The 16,948-nt window shown below is 63.5% G+C and carries 14 protein-coding genes and 1 tRNA gene; 5 read left to right on the top strand and 10 right to left on the bottom strand.

The genetic code is table 11. The annotated features are described in order from the left end of the window. Positions 1-148 precede the first annotated feature (148 nt). Together OB2597_RS10620 and OB2597_RS10615 are read left to right on the top strand one after the other, a co-directional pair. Entirely contained in the window at positions 149-667 is a 519-nt protein-coding gene (locus OB2597_RS10620; protein ID WP_009805556.1) for an antirestriction protein ArdA, read from the top strand. A 1-nt stretch (position 668) separates the two neighbouring features. Beyond that, positions 669-962 (top strand): hypothetical protein, encoded by a 294-nt coding sequence (locus OB2597_RS10615; protein WP_009805555.1) that lies wholly within the window; start codon positions 669-671, stop codon positions 960-962. Here OB2597_RS10615 and OB2597_RS10610 read toward each other — a convergent pair whose 3' ends face one another. The 4 genes from OB2597_RS10610 to OB2597_RS22190 form a co-directional block, all read right to left on the bottom strand. Further along, positions 963-2,219 carry a relaxase/mobilization nuclease domain-containing protein gene (locus OB2597_RS10610; protein WP_009805554.1) on the bottom strand — a complete coding sequence of 419 codons (1,257 nt, stop codon included), beginning with the start codon at positions 2,217-2,219 and terminating at the stop codon, positions 963-965. Continuing rightward, positions 2,216-2,659: a MobC domain-containing protein gene (locus tag OB2597_RS10605; RefSeq protein ID WP_040609257.1), complete on the bottom strand. Its 444-nt coding sequence runs from the start codon at positions 2,657-2,659 to the stop codon at positions 2,216-2,218. The genes OB2597_RS10610 and OB2597_RS10605 overlap by 4 nt, the downstream gene beginning before the upstream one ends. A 443-nt stretch (positions 2,660-3,102) precedes the next feature. Further along, the gene (locus OB2597_RS10600; RefSeq protein WP_009805552.1) at positions 3,103-3,810 is read right to left on the bottom strand and encodes a Hint domain-containing protein; all 708 of its coding nucleotides are present in this window, start codon (positions 3,808-3,810) and stop codon (positions 3,103-3,105) included. Beyond that, entirely contained in the window at positions 3,776-4,357 is a 582-nt protein-coding gene (locus tag OB2597_RS22190; protein WP_009805551.1) for a hypothetical protein, read from the bottom strand. The genes OB2597_RS10600 and OB2597_RS22190 overlap by 35 nt, the downstream gene beginning before the upstream one ends. Before the next feature lie 823 nt (positions 4,358-5,180). On the opposite strand from OB2597_RS22190, the gene OB2597_RS10590 reads away from it, so the two are divergent. Beyond that, positions 5,181-8,864, top strand: coding sequence for an ExeM/NucH family extracellular endonuclease (locus tag OB2597_RS10590; RefSeq protein ID WP_084658710.1), 3,684 nt, complete (start codon positions 5,181-5,183; stop codon positions 8,862-8,864). Positions 8,865-9,012: 148 nt separating this feature from the next. Here the strand turns inward: OB2597_RS10590 and OB2597_RS10585 are convergent, their stop codons facing one another. Both OB2597_RS10585 and lipB read right to left on the bottom strand, forming a co-directional pair. After that, positions 9,013-9,426 carry a c-type cytochrome gene (locus OB2597_RS10585; RefSeq protein WP_009805549.1) on the bottom strand — a complete coding sequence of 138 codons (414 nt, stop codon included), beginning with the start codon at positions 9,424-9,426 and terminating at the stop codon, positions 9,013-9,015. Positions 9,427-9,519: 93 nt separating this feature from the next. After that, positions 9,520-10,170 (bottom strand): lipoyl(octanoyl) transferase LipB, encoded by a 651-nt coding sequence (gene lipB / locus OB2597_RS10580; protein ID WP_009805548.1) that lies wholly within the window; start codon positions 10,168-10,170, stop codon positions 9,520-9,522. 408 nt (positions 10,171-10,578) lie between these two features. Between lipB and OB2597_RS10575 the strand changes: the two genes are divergently transcribed. Both OB2597_RS10575 and OB2597_RS10570 read left to right on the top strand, forming a co-directional pair. Next, positions 10,579-12,222 carry a peptidoglycan-binding domain-containing protein gene (locus OB2597_RS10575; RefSeq protein ID WP_009805547.1) on the top strand — a complete coding sequence of 548 codons (1,644 nt, stop codon included), beginning with the start codon at positions 10,579-10,581 and terminating at the stop codon, positions 12,220-12,222. A 136-nt stretch (positions 12,223-12,358) separates the two neighbouring features. Beyond that, positions 12,359-12,445: transfer RNA gene (locus OB2597_RS10570), tRNA-Leu, on the top strand. A gap of 241 nt (positions 12,446-12,686) precedes the next feature. On the opposite strand, the gene OB2597_RS10565 is transcribed toward OB2597_RS10570, so the two are convergent. From OB2597_RS10565 to OB2597_RS10550, 4 genes are read right to left on the bottom strand one after another with little or no spacing between them, the layout of a single operon-like run. Then, on the bottom strand, positions 12,687-13,421 hold the full coding sequence (locus tag OB2597_RS10565) for a proteasome-type protease (protein WP_148234713.1): 735 nt from the start codon (positions 13,419-13,421) through the stop codon (positions 12,687-12,689). Positions 13,422-13,438: 17 nt separating this feature from the next. Next, entirely contained in the window at positions 13,439-14,239 is an 801-nt protein-coding gene (locus OB2597_RS10560) for a transglutaminase family protein (RefSeq protein ID WP_040609256.1), read from the bottom strand. Positions 14,240-14,241: 2 nt separating this feature from the next. After that, positions 14,242-15,183, bottom strand: a complete 942-nt coding sequence (locus OB2597_RS10555) for an alpha-E domain-containing protein (RefSeq protein ID WP_009805544.1) — start codon at positions 15,181-15,183, stop codon at positions 14,242-14,244. After that, a complete protein-coding gene (locus OB2597_RS10550; RefSeq protein ID WP_009805543.1) occupies positions 15,183-16,607 on the bottom strand; it encodes a circularly permuted type 2 ATP-grasp protein in 1,425 nt (474 codons plus the stop codon). The genes OB2597_RS10555 and OB2597_RS10550 overlap by 1 nt, the downstream gene beginning before the upstream one ends. Positions 16,608-16,948 lie beyond the last annotated feature (341 nt).

The following is a 16,948-nucleotide window of genomic DNA, read 5'->3' as shown; positions in this document are numbered from 1 at the left end:
AGATTATGATCGTTGTCGGCTCCCCCTGAAGGTTGCCCCCAACAACGACAGAATCTTTCGCCGATTTTCCCTTCCGCTTGCACACCCACTGTTCGCCACGAGGCAGGGGTTGCAGGAGCAACCCCAACCCTTACGGAAGGAGAAAACAATGAAACAAGAACAAGGAGATATTCAAATCTATGTTGCCTGTCTGGCGGCATATAACAACGGCATTCTGCATGGGTGCTGGATCGATGCTGAGCAAGACGCCTACGACATCTATGCGGACATCCGCGCGATGCTGGCGGCTTCACCCATCGAAGACGCCGAAGAGTGGGCAATCCATGACCATGAAGGCTTCGAAGGGGCGCACGTGTCCGAGTACATGGGCATTGACGACGTTGCAGAGCTGGCGGCGTTCATCGGAGAGCACGGCGAGATCGGCGGCAAGCTGGTCGGACATTTCGGCGATCTTGGCGAAGCGCGCAAGGCGATCGAGGACGCCTATGCAGGCGAGTATCGTTCGCTGGCAGACTTCGCGGAGGAACTGACCGAGGAAACAGGCCAAGTCCCTGAAAGCCTTCGCTTCTACATCGACTATGAGCGCATGGCGCGGGACATGGAAATCTGTGACGTGTTCATCATCCAGACGGGCTTCGAGCAAGTCCACGTATTCTGGAGTAACTAGCATGAGCACCGAGACACACAGATTCACATGGGAAGGCATCGAGATCGAGCTGACCTATGAGCCGGAAGCATATGGCGGAGCCATTGCTCATCTGGAGGTGCGCACCATTGACCCCGAGCGCGCACCGCTTCCGATTGCCGAAACGGGCTACAAGTCTCACTACCATCCCGTGGGAACGGTCGAGGAAAACGAAGGCACGCTGGTCGAGCAGGTCACGGCATGGCTTGACGAGGAAGCCAACTCGAAGGCGTGGAAGAAGTACGTCGAAGACAGCCGCCAGTATTCCCTGTTTTGACTAGCGCTCGAAAGACGGGCCGTCGCGCGCCATGCCTGACGGCCTGCCGCGCGCTTCCCTGAATTTCTCACGATCTGATGCAAGGTCTTGAGCCTGACCCCTAATGGAGGACATCGCTCTGATCCGCTCATGCTTTAGTTTCTTTCGCTCTTCGATCTGACGAAAAATCATCTCGTCGGCCTCTTCCCGATCACGCAGATGTGCTGCCCAGGCATCGGCTTCGTTCTCTTTTCTGATCCTTGAGTGTTCACCGCGCACACGATCCCACAGTCCCTGCAAGCCTTTGCGGAAGCGTGCCTGTCGTTGTTGGGCTTCGTGGGTTTGCCGCTCTTCCAATTTCTGTTTGAGGCGTTGCCGCTCCGTGCGTTGCTTTTTGATCAGCTTTCGCCGCTGCTGTTCCTGTGCCTCTTTCAGCTTTTGCTGCCTGGCTTCCAGTTCCTCCTGCCAGCGTGACAAAGCAGGGTGCATGGTTTCTGTTACATGCGCCTTGGCCTCATCGACCGAACGCAGTTCTTTCGGATCGCCAAGCTTCTCTCGTACTTGCCTAGTTTTCAGTCCCGTCCATTTCGGGACGGCATAGACCTCGCCGTGAACATCAAGCGCAACAAAGCCTCGTCGATCACCACGGGCGAGGACGTAACCCTTTTCTTCCAGGGCATGGGCAAAGGCGTCTTTGGTGTCCGAGACCGACCATGCTTCCTGGAAGGTGCGCTTGATTTCTCTCGCATCTTTCGTTGCCCGCCTTGCCTGTTGCCATTCGGATAGCGTGAAGTTGCGAGGGTCGCGGTTGTTCCTGTCCCTGTAACCGTCAGGCAGTCGCCAGCCGTGTTCCAGAAAGAGGTCTTTCGAGACATCGTTCAGGCGGGATTTGTAGAAGGACAGGTTGATGGCCTTCATCTCCATCACATCGATGCGTGACCAGACGACATGGGCATGTCGCCGTCCTTGCTTCTCATGGAAGACAATCGCTCTTGCCTGGTCATTCAGACCAAGCTTCTGTTCGGCCCGTTCAACGGCAATTAGGATATCGGCAGTCGAAACCTTCTCGGTCTCAGGCGGGCTGATGCTTAGTGAGAACAGGTACTGGCGGCACTTTGTCCCCTTGGAGATCGCATCGGCTTCCTGAAACGCCCCGTGCAAGTTCTCCGCTGTGAATCCGCGTAGCTCGTGCACCTCGACGTGATCATTGTCGTGGATATTCATCAGGTGGGCAGCCAGCTTGAGACCGTTGCCGCGTTGGTTTCCGACCATGATCATGGGCGATCCTCGCTCTCATAGCCAAGCGCCTTCATCAGTTCCATGCGGATGGCAAACACCGCTGCGCAGGTTGCAAACAGTTCCTCTTCAACTTCGGGAGACAGCGGCAGCGCGCCCTTATTAGCAGCCTTGGCAAGTTGGTTGAGATTGTTCGCCAGACGCAAGTTGCCGAGCAGACCGAGCGCCCGTGCCAAAGCTGTATGATCTCTGACGGGAGCTTGCCCGCGTGTTCGGCGTGGCGACAGATCACCATCAAACAGCTTGGCCTTGATAAACGGGCCGAGGGGCATCCCCGCTGCTGCCTTTTCCAGCTTTGCCCGTTCGTCCTTGGTTAGGCGAAGTGAGAATGGCGGCGGAGTCTTCTGACGGTGCTTTCGCTTCCGAGGCGTCGAAGACGTTACAGGGTTGGTGACAGTGAACTTTCGGGAGAGATGGCTCATGGTTCCATCTCCGGCAGCGAGGCTTCATGCGGCTTGAGCTGCTCTTCCCAGTGCTCCAGATCGGAGAAGAAGGAGTTCGAACTTTCTCCTTCAAGGCGCGCCACACTTTCCGCAGGAAAGTGACCTACCTCCGAACAGCAGATTTGAGCGACAGCGGTTCGGGACAAACCGCGAGGGCTGTAGCGTTGCGACTTTGTCCGCCCAGGTGCGCCACCAAATCTCGCCCTTGCCCTGCGGTTGCTTGGCTCGTCCGCCCTGGGGCGACGTGCGGCTTCTTCCTCCTTTCCGCGGCTCCGGATCGCCATGCGCTGATCGGTCGTGTGTCCTCTTTCCGACGGCGGTGTTCCGGCGCGGGGACGGAGGCACAACCATGGGGAGAAGCATGCGGCGCGGGACGGCCATTGCTGCCCGTGCCCCACGCCACGCAACGTCGGCCATAAGCTCTATAGTTCCAACGGCTGCATTTCGTTCTTGAGATAACGTTTCACAAGCCTATTCGCCCGTCCGGCCTGCGGCATCGGTCTTGCCGAGGCCGGGACAGTATCGGCTCCGACCAATTCCGGGAAAACGGCTTTGATCTCCTCGACTTGTTCTCGGGAAAATGACCGCATTGCCATCGGTCCCATCAAAAGGCTTTCCACAGGAGTGTGTTCGGCAAAGAAAACTTCGTGTTCGTCGAAAAGAAGGTGCATATAGATCACCTCCCGGCACGACCGCATGACCTCGACCCCCGGGAGTCCCAGCAGCCTCTTGGCGGGAACGAGAATCTCGTCGTTGGCGAACATGCGTTCCACCACCTTCGAGGCCAGAAGGATGCGGTGCTGGGGCGACACCACGAGATCCCGGGACGGAACGTCATTGCCGAGACATCCCGCCTTTATTCGGATCGGAAGATGTCGTGGATCAACTGCAAAATCCCGTGCCAGATACGTGGAACTGCCGATCCAGCGTATCGGCACGGCGCCTCGATCAGCGGTAACCACCAGATCGCCCACGGCGAGGTTTTCTATCGCGCGTTCGCCTCTCGTGGTCAGGACCCGGGTTCCGGCGGCCAGGCAGACGGGCATGATGATCGTGTCGTTGGTCACCCACAGATCGACATCGACATCTGCGATATCAGCGGCGATGACGTCTGCCTGGCCCTGGGTCATCCCGCTGATGTTGAAGCTCACATCGGGGGTAAGGCCGAGGGTGCCCGCCGAAGAGATGATCCCTGTCTGCGTGCCCGAGTCGTAGCTGAATTGGAGGTTGTTTCTCGAGCTGATCGTGGCTCTCCATACCTGACACATCCACGTTGACGTCCGACAGCAGTCCCAGCCCGGCGGGCTCGTATTCGAAGGAGCCGTCTTCGGTGCCGTTGAAGCTGACGCTGAAGTCCGAAAGCAGCGAGGAGAGGACCGAGACCGAACCGCTGTCGAATGAAATCGACGACGTGTCGTTCACCTCGAATGCCAGGCTCGACAGCAGATTGCCGTTCAGGAGGCCCTGGTCGAACAGCAAGGATGCGCCGTTGACCGTGGTGACGGTCAGTGCGGCGCCGGAGGTGATCGACGCGATATTGCTTATGGCGACACTGACACCGTCTATGGTCAGCGTCTGGGACCCAAGTGCCGTGATATTGAGCGTATCTCCGTTCTGCGCGACGGAGCCATCTATAGTCCGGTCGCTCGAACCGAGATCTACGTTAACAACAGCCATTTCTCTTCACCAAACTTTGTCACTCGTTACAGTCGACCGAACACAACAAGAAACAAGGTCGACGCGAGCAATGCTATGACGCATTTTCATTTTCGACAACTGGAATTTTATTCACGAGAATCTGCACCGATCCGATTCATGGATTGATTGACATTTGCAACTTCATTGTTGGCTTTGACAACTTTCCACGCCTTTACTATTGGGCGAGGTGACGTCGTGCCCATTTTTTCGCCCCGTCCGATAACGCAATGACGGCTTCTTGATTTTTGTTCGAGTTCCGCAGCGTCACAACGATATCGGGCGGTATTGGCGCCCTAATTTCGCCGCATTTCACGAACACACTTTTAGGTAGAGGGCGAACAGATATAATAAGCGCCGCAGTAACGAGTAGTTTGGTTCAACTGGGACCTCGGCGATTGCGACCGGGGTTCTACTTTTTGCGACGACAATTTCCGCTTGAGCGAAGGCACGCTGACCGGGGCTGGCATCGACGCGGTGCGGCGGCTTTTCACCGCGTGGGTCGCGGAATAGGTGGAACGGTTATTCTTCCCTGCGCCACGCCGTCGTGTCCTGAGCGTGAAGATCGACGCGGGTGCGGCCCGAGATCCGTTTCCGACCGTCGCGGGTCTGGCGCTCGTCAGACAGGCGGAAAACGTCTCATCGCGCGGCGCGGTCACCGTGCGGCTGGCGCGGCGGTGCGGTCCCTGCAAATGTGATACCGGAGCGGTCACGCGGGAGCGGGCGGAATTTCCCGTTTGTCACATCCCGTACGCAATGCTCTGCCAACTGGGACACAGCGTTTCATCAGCCGAGGGAATACTCCATGTCATTGATCATTTCCGGTGTTATCGACGGACCTTTGCCGGGCGGTCTGCCCAAGGCCATCGAACTGTTCGTGACCGAAGATGTCGCCGACCTGTCGATCTACGGCATCGGGTCGGCCAACAACGGTGGCGGCTCCGATGGCGAGGAATTCACCCTCTCCGGCAGTGCCACGGCAGGGGATCACATCTACATCGCCTCGGAAACCGACGGGTTCACGGACTATTTCGGCTTCGCGCCCGATTTCACCGCCGGCGCGGCGAACATCAACGGCGACGACGCGATCGAACTGTTCGAGAACGGAACGGTGATCGATCTCTTCGGGGATATCGACACCGATGGCACCGGCCAGCCCTGGGAGCATCTGGACGGCTGGGCCTATCGCGTCAGCGGCTCCGAGGCGTCGCCTGTCTTCGATATCTCGGAATGGACCTTTTCGGGGCCGAACGCGCTCGATGGCGAGACGAGCAACGAAACCGCGATCTCGAGCTTTCCGATCCGGAACTTCACGACCGGCGCGGCGCAGGGAACGGCGAGCGACCTGCTGATCTCGGAGATCGTCGAGGGTTCGTCCTTCAACAAGGCGATCGAGATCTTCAACGGGACCGGCGCAGATGTGGACCTGTCGGCCTATTCCGTCGCGATCTATTTCAACGGCAACACCGCTGCCTCGACCACCGTGGTGCTGTCCGGAACGCTGGCCGCCGGCGCGGTCCACGTGATCGCGGATGACGGCGCAAGTGCCGCGATCCTCGCAGAGGCGGACGTGACGCCGGGCGGCAACTTCTTCAACGGCGACGATGCGATCGTGCTGTTCAAGGGCGAAGAGGTGGTCGACAGTTTCGGTCAGGTCGGCACCGATCCGGGAAGCCAGTGGCCGGGCGGGGGGCAGAACGACACGCTCGTCCGCAAGGCCTCGGTCTTCGAGGGCGACACCGATATCGGTGACGCGTTCGACGCCGCGCTGGAATGGGAGGTCCTGCCGCAGGACGATGTCTCGAACCTCGGGACACATACGTTCGATGGGGGAGGCGAAACGGATCCCGCGTTGAGCCTGACGCTCGGGGCGGACACGATGCCCGAGGACGGCGGCAGCGTGACCGCGACGCTGACACGGACGGGCGACATCTCGGCCGAACTGACGGTCACGCTTGGCAGCAGCGACACCTCAGAGGCCACGGTCCCGGCGACGGTCACCTTCGCCGCCGGTTCGGCGACCGCGACCTTCACGGTGACGGCGATCGACGATGCCGAGGCCGATGCCGATCAGCCCGTCACGATCACGGCCGCGGCGCCCGGCTTCGACGATGCGACCGCCGAGATCGTCGTCGAGAACGACGAGGTGGTGATCACCCGGATTCACGAGATCCAGGGTGCGAACGGAACCGAGGCGGGGGCCGTCGTGGGCGTCGACGACGTCTCGGTCCTTGCCGGCGAGACGGTCACGATCGAGGCCGTCGTCACCGCCGATTTCCAGAGCGGCGGGTTCGGCGTGGGCGGCGACATGGGCGGGTTCTACGTCCAGGAAGAGATCACCGACTACGACTTCAGCGATCTGACCTCGGAAGGCATCTTCATCTTCGAGGGCTACGCCCCGGAGCAGGACGTCCAGGTGGGCGACAAGGTGCGCGTCACCGGCGTCGTGGATGAATATTCCGGCCAGACCCAGATTGAGAACGTGGTGATCGAGATCCTGTCTTCGGGCAACGCGCTGCCGACCGCCGTCGAGGTCGAATTCCCGGTGGCCAGCGTGCAGGTCGACGGCGGGTCCTATGTCGCCAACCTCGAGGCCTACGAGGGGATGCTGGTCAACCTTCCGAACGATTTCGTCGTGACCGAGATGTTCAACCTCGACCGGTTCGAGGAATATCGGCTGGGTCTGGAGCGGTACGAACAGTTCACGCAGTCCAACGACCCGGACGCGGGGGCCTATGACGCCTTCCTACGCGAGATGGCGCAGGGCAGCATCGTCATGGACGACGGCAGCAGCCTCCAGAACGACTATCCTCTCGAGATCGTCGACGGCAATGACGGCGTGCTGACCGCCGCCGACGATTTCCGGATGGGCGACCAGATCGGCAACGTCTCGGGCGTGCTGGGCTACGGGTTCTCGGAATTCCGGATTCAGAACGGCACCGGCGACTACACCAAGCTGAACGACCGGCCGGAGACCCCGGAGGAGGTGGACGGCAACTTCCGCGTCGCCTCGATGAACGTGCTGAACCTCTTCTCCACGCTCGACACCAACCCGGGCAGCAACAACGGGCCCGACGTGATCGGCCCCGACGGGGACACCGAACCGCGCGGCGCCAACAGCGAGGCCGAGTTCCAGCGGCAGCTCGACAAGATCGTCAACGCCATCGTGGCGATGGACGCGAACATCTTCGGGCTGGTCGAGATCGAGAACGATTTCCTGGGCGCGGGCGGGGTCTCGCCCGAAGAGGGGGCGACATCCCTGGGCGATCCGACGATCCAGGTGCTGGTCGATGCGGTCAACGCCGCGCTTGGCGACGAGGTCTTCGGCTGGGTCGATCCGGGGCAGGAGTTCGTGGGCGGCGATGCGATCTCGAATGCGCTGATCTACCGGACGGACCGTGTGGCGCTGGTGGGCGAGATGGCGATCCTGGAGGAGTTCGAGGGCCGGAGCTTCTACGACCCGTTGGGGGCGGGCCGGCCCCTGAACCGTCCGGCCATCGCGCAGACATTCGAGGATCTGAATTCCGGCGAGACGCTGACCGTCAGCGTCAACCACCTCAAATCCAAGGGCTCGCTCTCGGGTCTCGAGGCGGACGACGCGCAGGGCGACGGCCAGGGCAACAACAACGCCACCCGCGAGGCGGCGGCCGAAATGCTGTCGGACTGGCTGGCCACCGATCCCACGGGGCAGGGCGCCGAGAACGTGCTGATCCTGGGGGACCTGAATTCCTATGCCCGCGAGGACCCGATCAAGGCACTGCAGGCCGACGGCTATGTCGATCTGGGCCATGCGGCGAACCCCGATGCCTATTCCTACGTCTTCGACGGGCAGGTCGGCACGCTGGACTATGCCTTGGCCAACGGCGCGCTGTTCGAGGATTTCGCGGGCGCGACCGAGTGGAACATCAACTCGGACGAGGCGGACGCGCTGGACTACAACCTCGACTTCGGGAAGGATCCCTCGCTCTATACCGGCGACACCGCGACCCGGTATTCCGACCACGACCCGGTGATCGTCGGCTTCGACTTCTACAACCTGATCGCGGGGAGCAACAAGGCCGACAAGCTCGACGGAGGCGCGCTGAACGACAAGATCGTCGGCGGGGGCGGCAACGACAAGATCAACGGCCTCGCCGGCAGCGACCTGCTGATGGACGGGGCCGGGAACGACAAGATCGACGCGGGCGTCGGCGCGGACACCTTCGTCTGGCAGGGCGGCCGCCGGGACAATTTCACCGGTGGCGAGGGGGCCGACACGATCGTCGTCGATGCCTCGGTCGTCGCGGGCAACCGCCGCGACACGCTCTCGGTCGACGATTACGAGGTGGGGGTCGACATCGTGGACCTGAACGGCCTCGCCATCGCGGACAGCCGATCCTTCACGGGCTTCACCGAGGTGACGCTGGAAGGCGGGCGCGACAAGCTCTATTTCTGGGGCGTCGACGACCTGTCGCACATCACCTTCGCGGGCGACGTCTTGCTGGCCTGAGGGTGGCGGACGCCGCCCGGCGGTCCGAAGCACATGGAGCGGCGGGCCGGGTCGGTCGGTCGCTCCGTCGAAAGCTCATCCGCGGCGCGGCGGAACGGGACAGAACGCGGAAAGTTCTCCGGGGCCCGGACCGCCCGATGTGTTCGGGTCACTCGTCGCCGACAGTGGCGAGATAGGCGGCGACGTCCTCGGAGCCCTTGCGGAGCCGGAAGGTCATCCTGGAGCGGGCGCTGTTGTCGCCGAGGTAGTCGCGCAGGAAGGCGCGCGGGTCTTCCATGTAGGCCGCCAGTTGCGCCTCGTCCCAGACCAGGCCGGCCTCGCCCGCGCGGACGAGGTCGTCGCCGTAGTTGAAGCCCTCGACCGTGCCGGCGGTGCGACCGACGACGCCGTAGAGGTTGGGCCCGGTCTTGCCGCCCCGGACGAGGGTCTCGTCCGCCGTGGCGATCTCGTGACAGGACTTGCACTTGCGGAATTCGTTCTCGCCGGCGGCGGCGTCGCCATCGGAATAGGCAGGGGCGGCAAGGGCGGCCAGTGCGGCTGCGATCGTCAGGCTACGTGTCATTTGGCTTCCTCGGATTGCTGTGCGCGTCTGACGCATAGATAGAACATCCGCCGTTTCATCAACAGGGCGCGATGCTGGTGAATTGTCGCACGATCATTCGCTGAACGTGTCGCGAAAGCTCACCTGCAACGCGGTGTCGAGGTCGGCCATGGTGACCGGCAGGCCCAGATCGACGAGGCTGGTCACGCCATGGCCGGCGATGCCGCAGGGGACGATGCCGTCGAAATGGCCGAGGTCGGGTTCCACGTTGATCGAGATGCCGTGGAAGCTGACCCATTTGCGCAGGCGGATTCCGATGGCGGCGATCTTGTCCTCGCGCGGGGTGCCGTCGGGCAGGGGGGGCTTTTCGGGGCGGGGGACCCAGACGCCGACCCGGCCGGGACGGATCTCGCCGTGGATGTTGAACTGATCCAGCGTCGCGATGACCCAGCGTTCGAGCTGTTCGACGAACTTCCGCACGTCGCGGCCGCGGTGGTTGAGGTCCAGCATGACATAGACCACGCGTTGTCCGGGGCCATGATAGGTATACTGGCCGCCGCGCCGTGTCTCGAACACGGGGAACCGGTCGGGGGCGAGCAGGTCCGCCGGTCTGGCCGAGGTGCCGGCGGTATAGAGCGGGGGATGCTCGACCAGCCAGACCATCTCTCCGGCTTCACCGGCGGCGATCGCGCCGGCGCGATTTTCCATGACCCGCACCGCGTCCTCGTAACCGGTGAGCCCGGGGGTGACGCGCCATTCCACCATGCATTCCCGGAGCAGCTGCCCCGCCTCCTAGATGGCCGGACACCGCCTCGGGCCGACCGCGGCCTCACGGCCGTTCCGGGCCGAAGGGGCCGGCGGATACCGGGCCGCGGACATTCGCCCCGACCCAACGGTCATGGCCGTACCCTACTGGCGGCACCGAGGGAAGGGCCAGTCCGCACGCATGCGGGCCCGGACCCATGACGACCGCGCCGCCATCTGCGCAGCGCGGGCCTGCCGGTGCCGGAGGCGGGGCGTCTGCTGCCCGACGCGCGACCGCGCGCGCGGCTGCATGGTATACTGGTTGTCTCCGGTCCGGTATTCCTGACCCTGATGCGCGTCAAAAGGGCTTCGCGCGCGGGCCGATTCCGGTTAGCCTTGGGTCAAGAGCTTTGCAGATTGGAGAGAGTCATGACACGCCGGACAGTCAAGGGCCTTTTGGCCGCCACCATCATCGCCACGACCCCTGTCGCCGCCATGGCCGACAACCTCGGCGCCGCCATCGTCGGCGGCATCATCGGCGGGGCCATCATGAATGCACAGCCGAAAAAGAAGGTCTATGTGCGCAAGTCCACGCCCAAGTACAGCGCGGCGCGGGCGCAGAACCGGGAAGTCCAGACCTCGCTGAACTACTTCGGGTTCAACGCCGGCGGTGCGGACGGCGTGCTGGGCTCGCGCTCGCGGGCGGCCATCTCGCGCTATCAGGCCTATCTCGGCTTTCCGGCCACCGGTCATCTGAGCGAGTACGAGCGCCAGATTCTGGTCAATTCCTACAACCGCGCGCAGATCGGCGATCCGCAGGTGGTCAAGGTCATGCAGAAGAGCAACGAGGGCCCCCGCGCGCTGCTGAAGGCGATGCAGAAGGGCGGCATGGGCGGCACGCTCGCCGCGGCGGGGCATGGCGGCTTCGGCTATGCGGGGCTGCCGATCGAGGTCTCGGACGCGGTCGACGAGATCGCCGAAAGCGCCGAGCCGTCGGCCGAACAGCTGCTCCAGCGGGCGGGCTTCATCCAGACCGCCGACCTGAACCAGGACGGCAAGAACGACTATGTCATCGACACGTCGGTCACGGGGTCGACCTTCTGGTGCGGGCAGACCGAATGCGCGACGCTGCTCTTCGCCTCGACCTCGGACGGCTATGCGCGCAAGCAGTTCATGTACAAGCTGAACCCGCAGCGCTCGAACAAGATCACCACGGCCGATTTCCAGTGCGACTACGCGGGCTGCAAGATGAACGACCCGATGCTGGTCGCCGCCCCGGCACCGGCCCCCGCGGCGCCCGAGGCGCAGGCGCCCTCGAACGCGCCGACGATGGCGGCGGCGGGCTCGGCCGCGACGGGCGGCGGCATCGCGGCCATCCCGATGTTCGGCGGTGCGCAGAAGGCCGCGCCCTCGATGGCCAGCTACTGCAACAAGGTCAGCGTGCTGACCAACTCCAACGGAGGCTACACCACCGCCGCCTCGGTCACCGATCCCGGTTTCGCGCTGAGCGAACAGCTCTGCCTGACCCGCACCTACGCGATCGCGCGGGGCGAGGAGATGATGAAGCAGGTCTCGGGCATGTCGACTGAGCAGGTGGATGCGCAGTGCGACGCCTTCGGTCCGGCGCTTGCCCCCTATGTCGCCTCTCTGGCCACCAGCAGCGCGGCCGAGGTCGCCTCGCAGGTCAAGAAATTCGCCCTGACCGCCAACATGTCGATCGAACAGCTTCAGTCCACCGGCGCGATCTGCCTCTACTCGGGCTATCGCCGCGACAAGCAGGACGTCGCGCTCGGCGCCGCGCTGCTGCTGGTCGGCGCCGGCCAGACGCCCTATGCCGAGACCGTCGCGCATCACATGGCGCAGGGCTTCGGAACGGACGAGGACATGACCAAGGCCAAGGACTGGTACCAGATGGCCATCGGCGCGCTGGACGCCGGCGCGGCCCCGGTCTACGCCCCCGGCCAGGCGGAACGGGTCGATCTGCTGAAGGCGGCCGTCAACGGTGGCGCGGCCGCTCAGCCGATGGCCGAACCGCAGCCGGCGGCCCTGCCGACCTTCGAATTGAAGCAATGAGTTCAACGTGATGCGTTGAGACGTGGCGCCGCCCCCTCACCGGGGCGGCGTTTTTTTCCGGAGGCTGCCGCACAGGGCGATTTTCCCCTTCACATTGGCCGACGGGGTCGCTATACGCCCGTCACCACATGACAGTGCGGTCGTGGCGGAATTGGTAGACGCGCAGCGTTGAGGTCGCTGTTCCTTAACCGGAGTGGAAGTTCGAGTCTTCTCGACCGCACCAAATCACTTTGCGAAGCAAAGTGGCGATTCTTCGAACAGCAGACATGAGCGGCGGCGGTTTCGCAGACTTCGCGAGAGCCGGCCTCGTTCGAGCTTTGTCCTGAACGACGCCCCTTTTATCCTGCGGGAAGTCCCCCCATCAGAAATTGGGCACCGAGCGCGGCAAACCGCAAGGGTCGGCGCTGCGCGCCTCTCCGGCCGTCCTTCACCGTCCCGCGAAACAACTGGGCAGGGGCGAGGGCTCAGTCCAGGTCGAAGGTCGGCAGGCTGTCGAGCGCGGTTTTCAAGGCGTCGCCCCAGCCCTGGGACACGGTCTGGAAATAGGCATCGTCCACGCCGATGCGGCCGTTCTTGCCCAGTTCGTGGCTGCCGTCGGAATAGAGGTGGTAGTCGAAGGGCAGGCCGACCGTCAGGTTGGCCTTGAGCGTCGAATCGAAGCTGACGAGCAGCAGGCGCATCGCCTCTTCGAAGGACATGCCGGGTTCGTAGGCCCGCACCAGGATGGGGCGGCCGTACTTCATCTCGCCGATCTGGAAAAAGGGCGTGTCCTCGCCGGCCTCGATGAAATTCCCCTCGGGGTACACCAGAAAGAGACGCGTCGGGCCGCCCTTGATCTGTCCGCCGAGGATGATCGTCGCGTTGAAGGCGGACGCGGCCTGCTGGCCGTTCTTGTTGTGCTTGGCGATCACGTCCTTGAGCGTGTCCGCGACGATACGCGCCGCCTGGAACATCGAGGGTGCCTTGAGCAGCGATGGCTCGCGGTCGTCCGGCGCCTTGGTCCGTTCGTCGAGGAGGCTGATCACCGCCTGGGTGGTCGCCAGGTTGCCGGCGGTCATCACGGTCAGGATGCGTTCGCCCGGGACCTCCCAGTGGGTCATCTTGCGAAAGGTCGAGATGTTGTCCAGCCCGGCGTTGGTCCGGGTGTCGGACATGAAGACGAGGCCGCGATCCAGGACCATTCCCACGCAATAGGTCATCTGCGGCGCCCGTGCCCTTACTGCTGCTGTGCCACCTGTATCTGGACCGAGAGCGCTTCGGAGCTGCCGCCGATCCTGGTGCCAGTTACAGGCGCCGCGTCGGGATAGTCCAGCCCCGTCGCGACGCGGACGTAACGTTCGTCGGGACACATGGCATTCGAGACGTCGAAGCCGACCCAGCCGAGGCCCTCGATATGGGTTTCGGCCCAGGCGTGCATGGCGTCCTGCTCTTCGCGGTCGTCCATCATCAGGTATCCTGAGACATAGCGGGCGGGCATGTTCAGCTCGCGGGCGCAGGCGATGAAGACATGGGCATGGTCCTGGCAGACGCCGTGGCCCTCGGTCGCGACGTCCTCGGCGGTCCAGTCCGGCGCGGATGAGCCGGTGTTGTATTCCACGGCCCCCGCGATCACCGCCATGAGGTTATGCATCCGGGCGAGCTCGGTCTCTCCCTCGACCTGGCGGGCCAGCCGGCGGATGGCGGGTCCGATCCGGGTCCGGTCGGTCTGCCGCCGGAAGAGCCAGAGGGGCGCGGGGTCGAAGTGCCGGCCGACCACGCCGTTGGTGTCGGTGGTCTCGATGTCGCCCCGGCAGCGGATCACCACCTCGGTCGCCTCCCTGTCGAGGGTGACGAGGTCGACATGATTGCGGTGATGGTCGAAGAAGCCCAGGTCCAGGTGCCCGCCGTCGACGTAGACGACCCAGTTCGAAACCGTCTGGAAGTGGGTTGTCATCGGCGTCAGGCGCAACTGTTGAAGACCGGTGTGCACCGGCTCTTCAAAGCGGTAGGTCGTCGTATGGTCGATGGTGAGCTGCATCGTCATTCGTAGAACCGGTAGTCGATCTCGATCTGCGCGCCAAGGCCGCCGATCAGCGACAGCACGGTCTGGATGTACTGGTGCAGCCCGTCATCGAAGACCGAATCGATGTCCCGCGTGAGGTAGCGGTCCTGGATGTAGGAGACCCGGGCCAGCGATTCGGGCGTCGTTCCGTAGGTCCGGCACAGGTGTTCGAGATTGTCGCGGATCTTGCCCACGCAGAAGGCGAGGCTGCGGGGCATCCGCCGGTCGAGTATGAGGAACGAGGCGATATCGCCGGGATCGTAATCGTTGCCATAGGTCATGCGGAACCCGCCGCGGGCCGAGACCGACCTCAGGATCGTCTCCCACTGGACGTTGTCGATCGAGGAGCCGACCGACATGACCGTGGGCAGAAGGACATAGTATTTCACGTCCAGGATGCGCGCGGTGTTGTCCGCCCGTTCCAGAAAGGTGCCGATGCGGGCGAAGTTGTAGATGTCGTTGCGCATCATCGTGCCGTGGGTCGCGCCCCGGACCAGCGCTGTACGCTGCCGGATTTCCCCCATCACCTTGGGCAGATCGCGCTCGCCCACCTTGCGCGCCAGCACCTCCCTGGCCGTCATGTAGCAGCCGTTGACCGCCTCCCAGACCTCATGGGTCAAGGCGGTGCGCACCAGCCGCGCGTTCTGCCGGGCGCCCTCGATCGAGGTCAGGACCGACGAGGGGTTCGCCCTGGACCGCAGCATCCAGTCGATGGCGGCATCCTTCGTGACCTCCTCATCGCTGGCCTCGAAGCTTTGCAGCATCCCGGCGGTCTGCAGGATCGACCGCCATTCCGCATCCGAGGATCCCAGTCGAGTGAGCGCGATCCTCTGGCCGGTCTCCACCAGTCGCGACGTGGCCTCTGCCCGTTCGAGATAGCGGTACATCCAGTAGAGGCCGTTTGCCGTCTTGCCGAGCATCAGTCCTCCAGTACCCAGGTATCCTTGGTCCCGCCGCCCTGCGACGAGTTCACGACCAGCGACCCCTTCTTCAGGGCCACACGTGTGAGCCCCCCGGGGGTGATGTTCACCTTCTGGGGGCTGACGAGCACGAAGGGGCGCAGGTCGACATGGCGCGGCGACAGCCCGGCCCGTGAAAAGACGGGGACGGTGGAGAGGGCCAGCGTCGGCTGCGCGATATAGTTCGCGGGCCGCGCCCGAAGCTTCTTGCGGAACTCGGCGATGTCCTTGCGGGTGGCGGTCGGCCCGATCAGCATGCCGTAGCCGCCCGAGCCGTGCACCTCCTTCACGACGAGCTCCTCGAGGTTGTCGAGCACATAGGCCAGCGCATCGGGTTCCGAGCAGCGCCAGGTCGGCACGTTTTCCAGCAACGGCCGCTCGCCGGTGTAGAATTCGACGATCTCGGGCATGTAGGAATAGATCGCCTTGTCGTCGGCGATGCCGGTCCCCGGCGCGTTGGCGATGGTGATGCCGCCGGCGCGGTAGACATCCATGATGCCGGGAACGCCGAGCGCGCTGTCCGGATTGAAGTTCAGCGGATCGAGAAAATCGTCGTCGACGCGCCGGTAGAGCACGTCGATCGGCTGGTAGCCCTGGGTCGTGCGCATGGCGACCCGGCCGTCGACCACACTCAGGTCGTGCCCCTCGACCAGTTCGACGCCCATCTGATCGGCGAGGAAGGCGTGTTCGAAATAGGCGGAATTGTAGATGCCGGGCGTCAGGACCGCCACGGTCGGCGATGAGCCGGCCCCCGGGGGCGCGCAGGCCGAAAGCGACGAGCGGAGGTCCGAGGGGTAGGTTTCGACCCGCTTGACCCGGTTCGACGCGAAGAGCTCGGGGAACATCTGGAGCATGGTCTCGCGGTTCTCGAGCATGTAGCTGACGCCCGAGGGGGTTCGGGCATTGTCCTCGAGGACATAGAACTGGTTGTCGTCGGTCCGGACCAGGTCGATCCCCACGATGTGGGTATAGACCCCGCCCGGCGGATTCACCCCGATCATGTGCGGCAGGAAGGCGTCGTTGTCGGCGATCATCCGTTCGGGCAGGCGGCCCGACTTGATGATCTCCTGTCCGTGATAGATGTCGTGGAGGAAGGCGTTTATGGCGCGGACCCGCTGCTCGATCCCGCGCGAGAGGCGTTGCCACTCCAGGCCCGAGATGATGCGCGGCACGATGTCGAAGGGGATCAGCCGCTCCTCGGCCTCGGCGCGGCCGTAGACGTTGAAGGTGATGCCCGTCAGGCGGAAGAGCTCTTCGGCCTCGCGCTGCTTGGCGCGCAGTCGCGCGGGCTCTTCTCCGTCGAACCAGTGCTTGAACAGATTGTACGGCTGTCTGAGCGTCTCGTGACGCCCCCACATTTCATCGAAGATATCTTCGTCTTTCATGTCCCCAGCCTACTGCCCCGTTTTGGTTTAGCAAAATCCGCCTCGGAAGCGATGACGACTCAAACTAACACGATGCGCCCATAATTCTATCTCGGGCTTCGAACCTGCCCGGTTTTTCAGCGGCCGCGACGCGGGGAGAGGCGGTCTGCCCCGCACCGCCGCACCAGTCCGCCTGCGGAAAGGACCGCGCCGGGGGGCTTCGAACCAGTGCAAGGCTGCGGGCCGCCTTCGGTGGCGCACCGACCGGAGGGGGCGAATGTTTCGGCCCCTGAGCTTTGCACCGCGCGGATGCCGCGCGCCGGGTGTCCCGTGCCCGCGCGCCGCCCATGGACCTCGCGCGG

This window comes from Pseudooceanicola batsensis HTCC2597 (assembly GCF_000152725.1).
Lineage (GTDB): Bacteria > Pseudomonadota > Alphaproteobacteria > Rhodobacterales > Rhodobacteraceae > Pseudooceanicola > Pseudooceanicola batsensis.
Note: the sequence above shows the minus strand (reverse complement) of the source record. Positions and strands in the feature narration are given on the sequence as shown.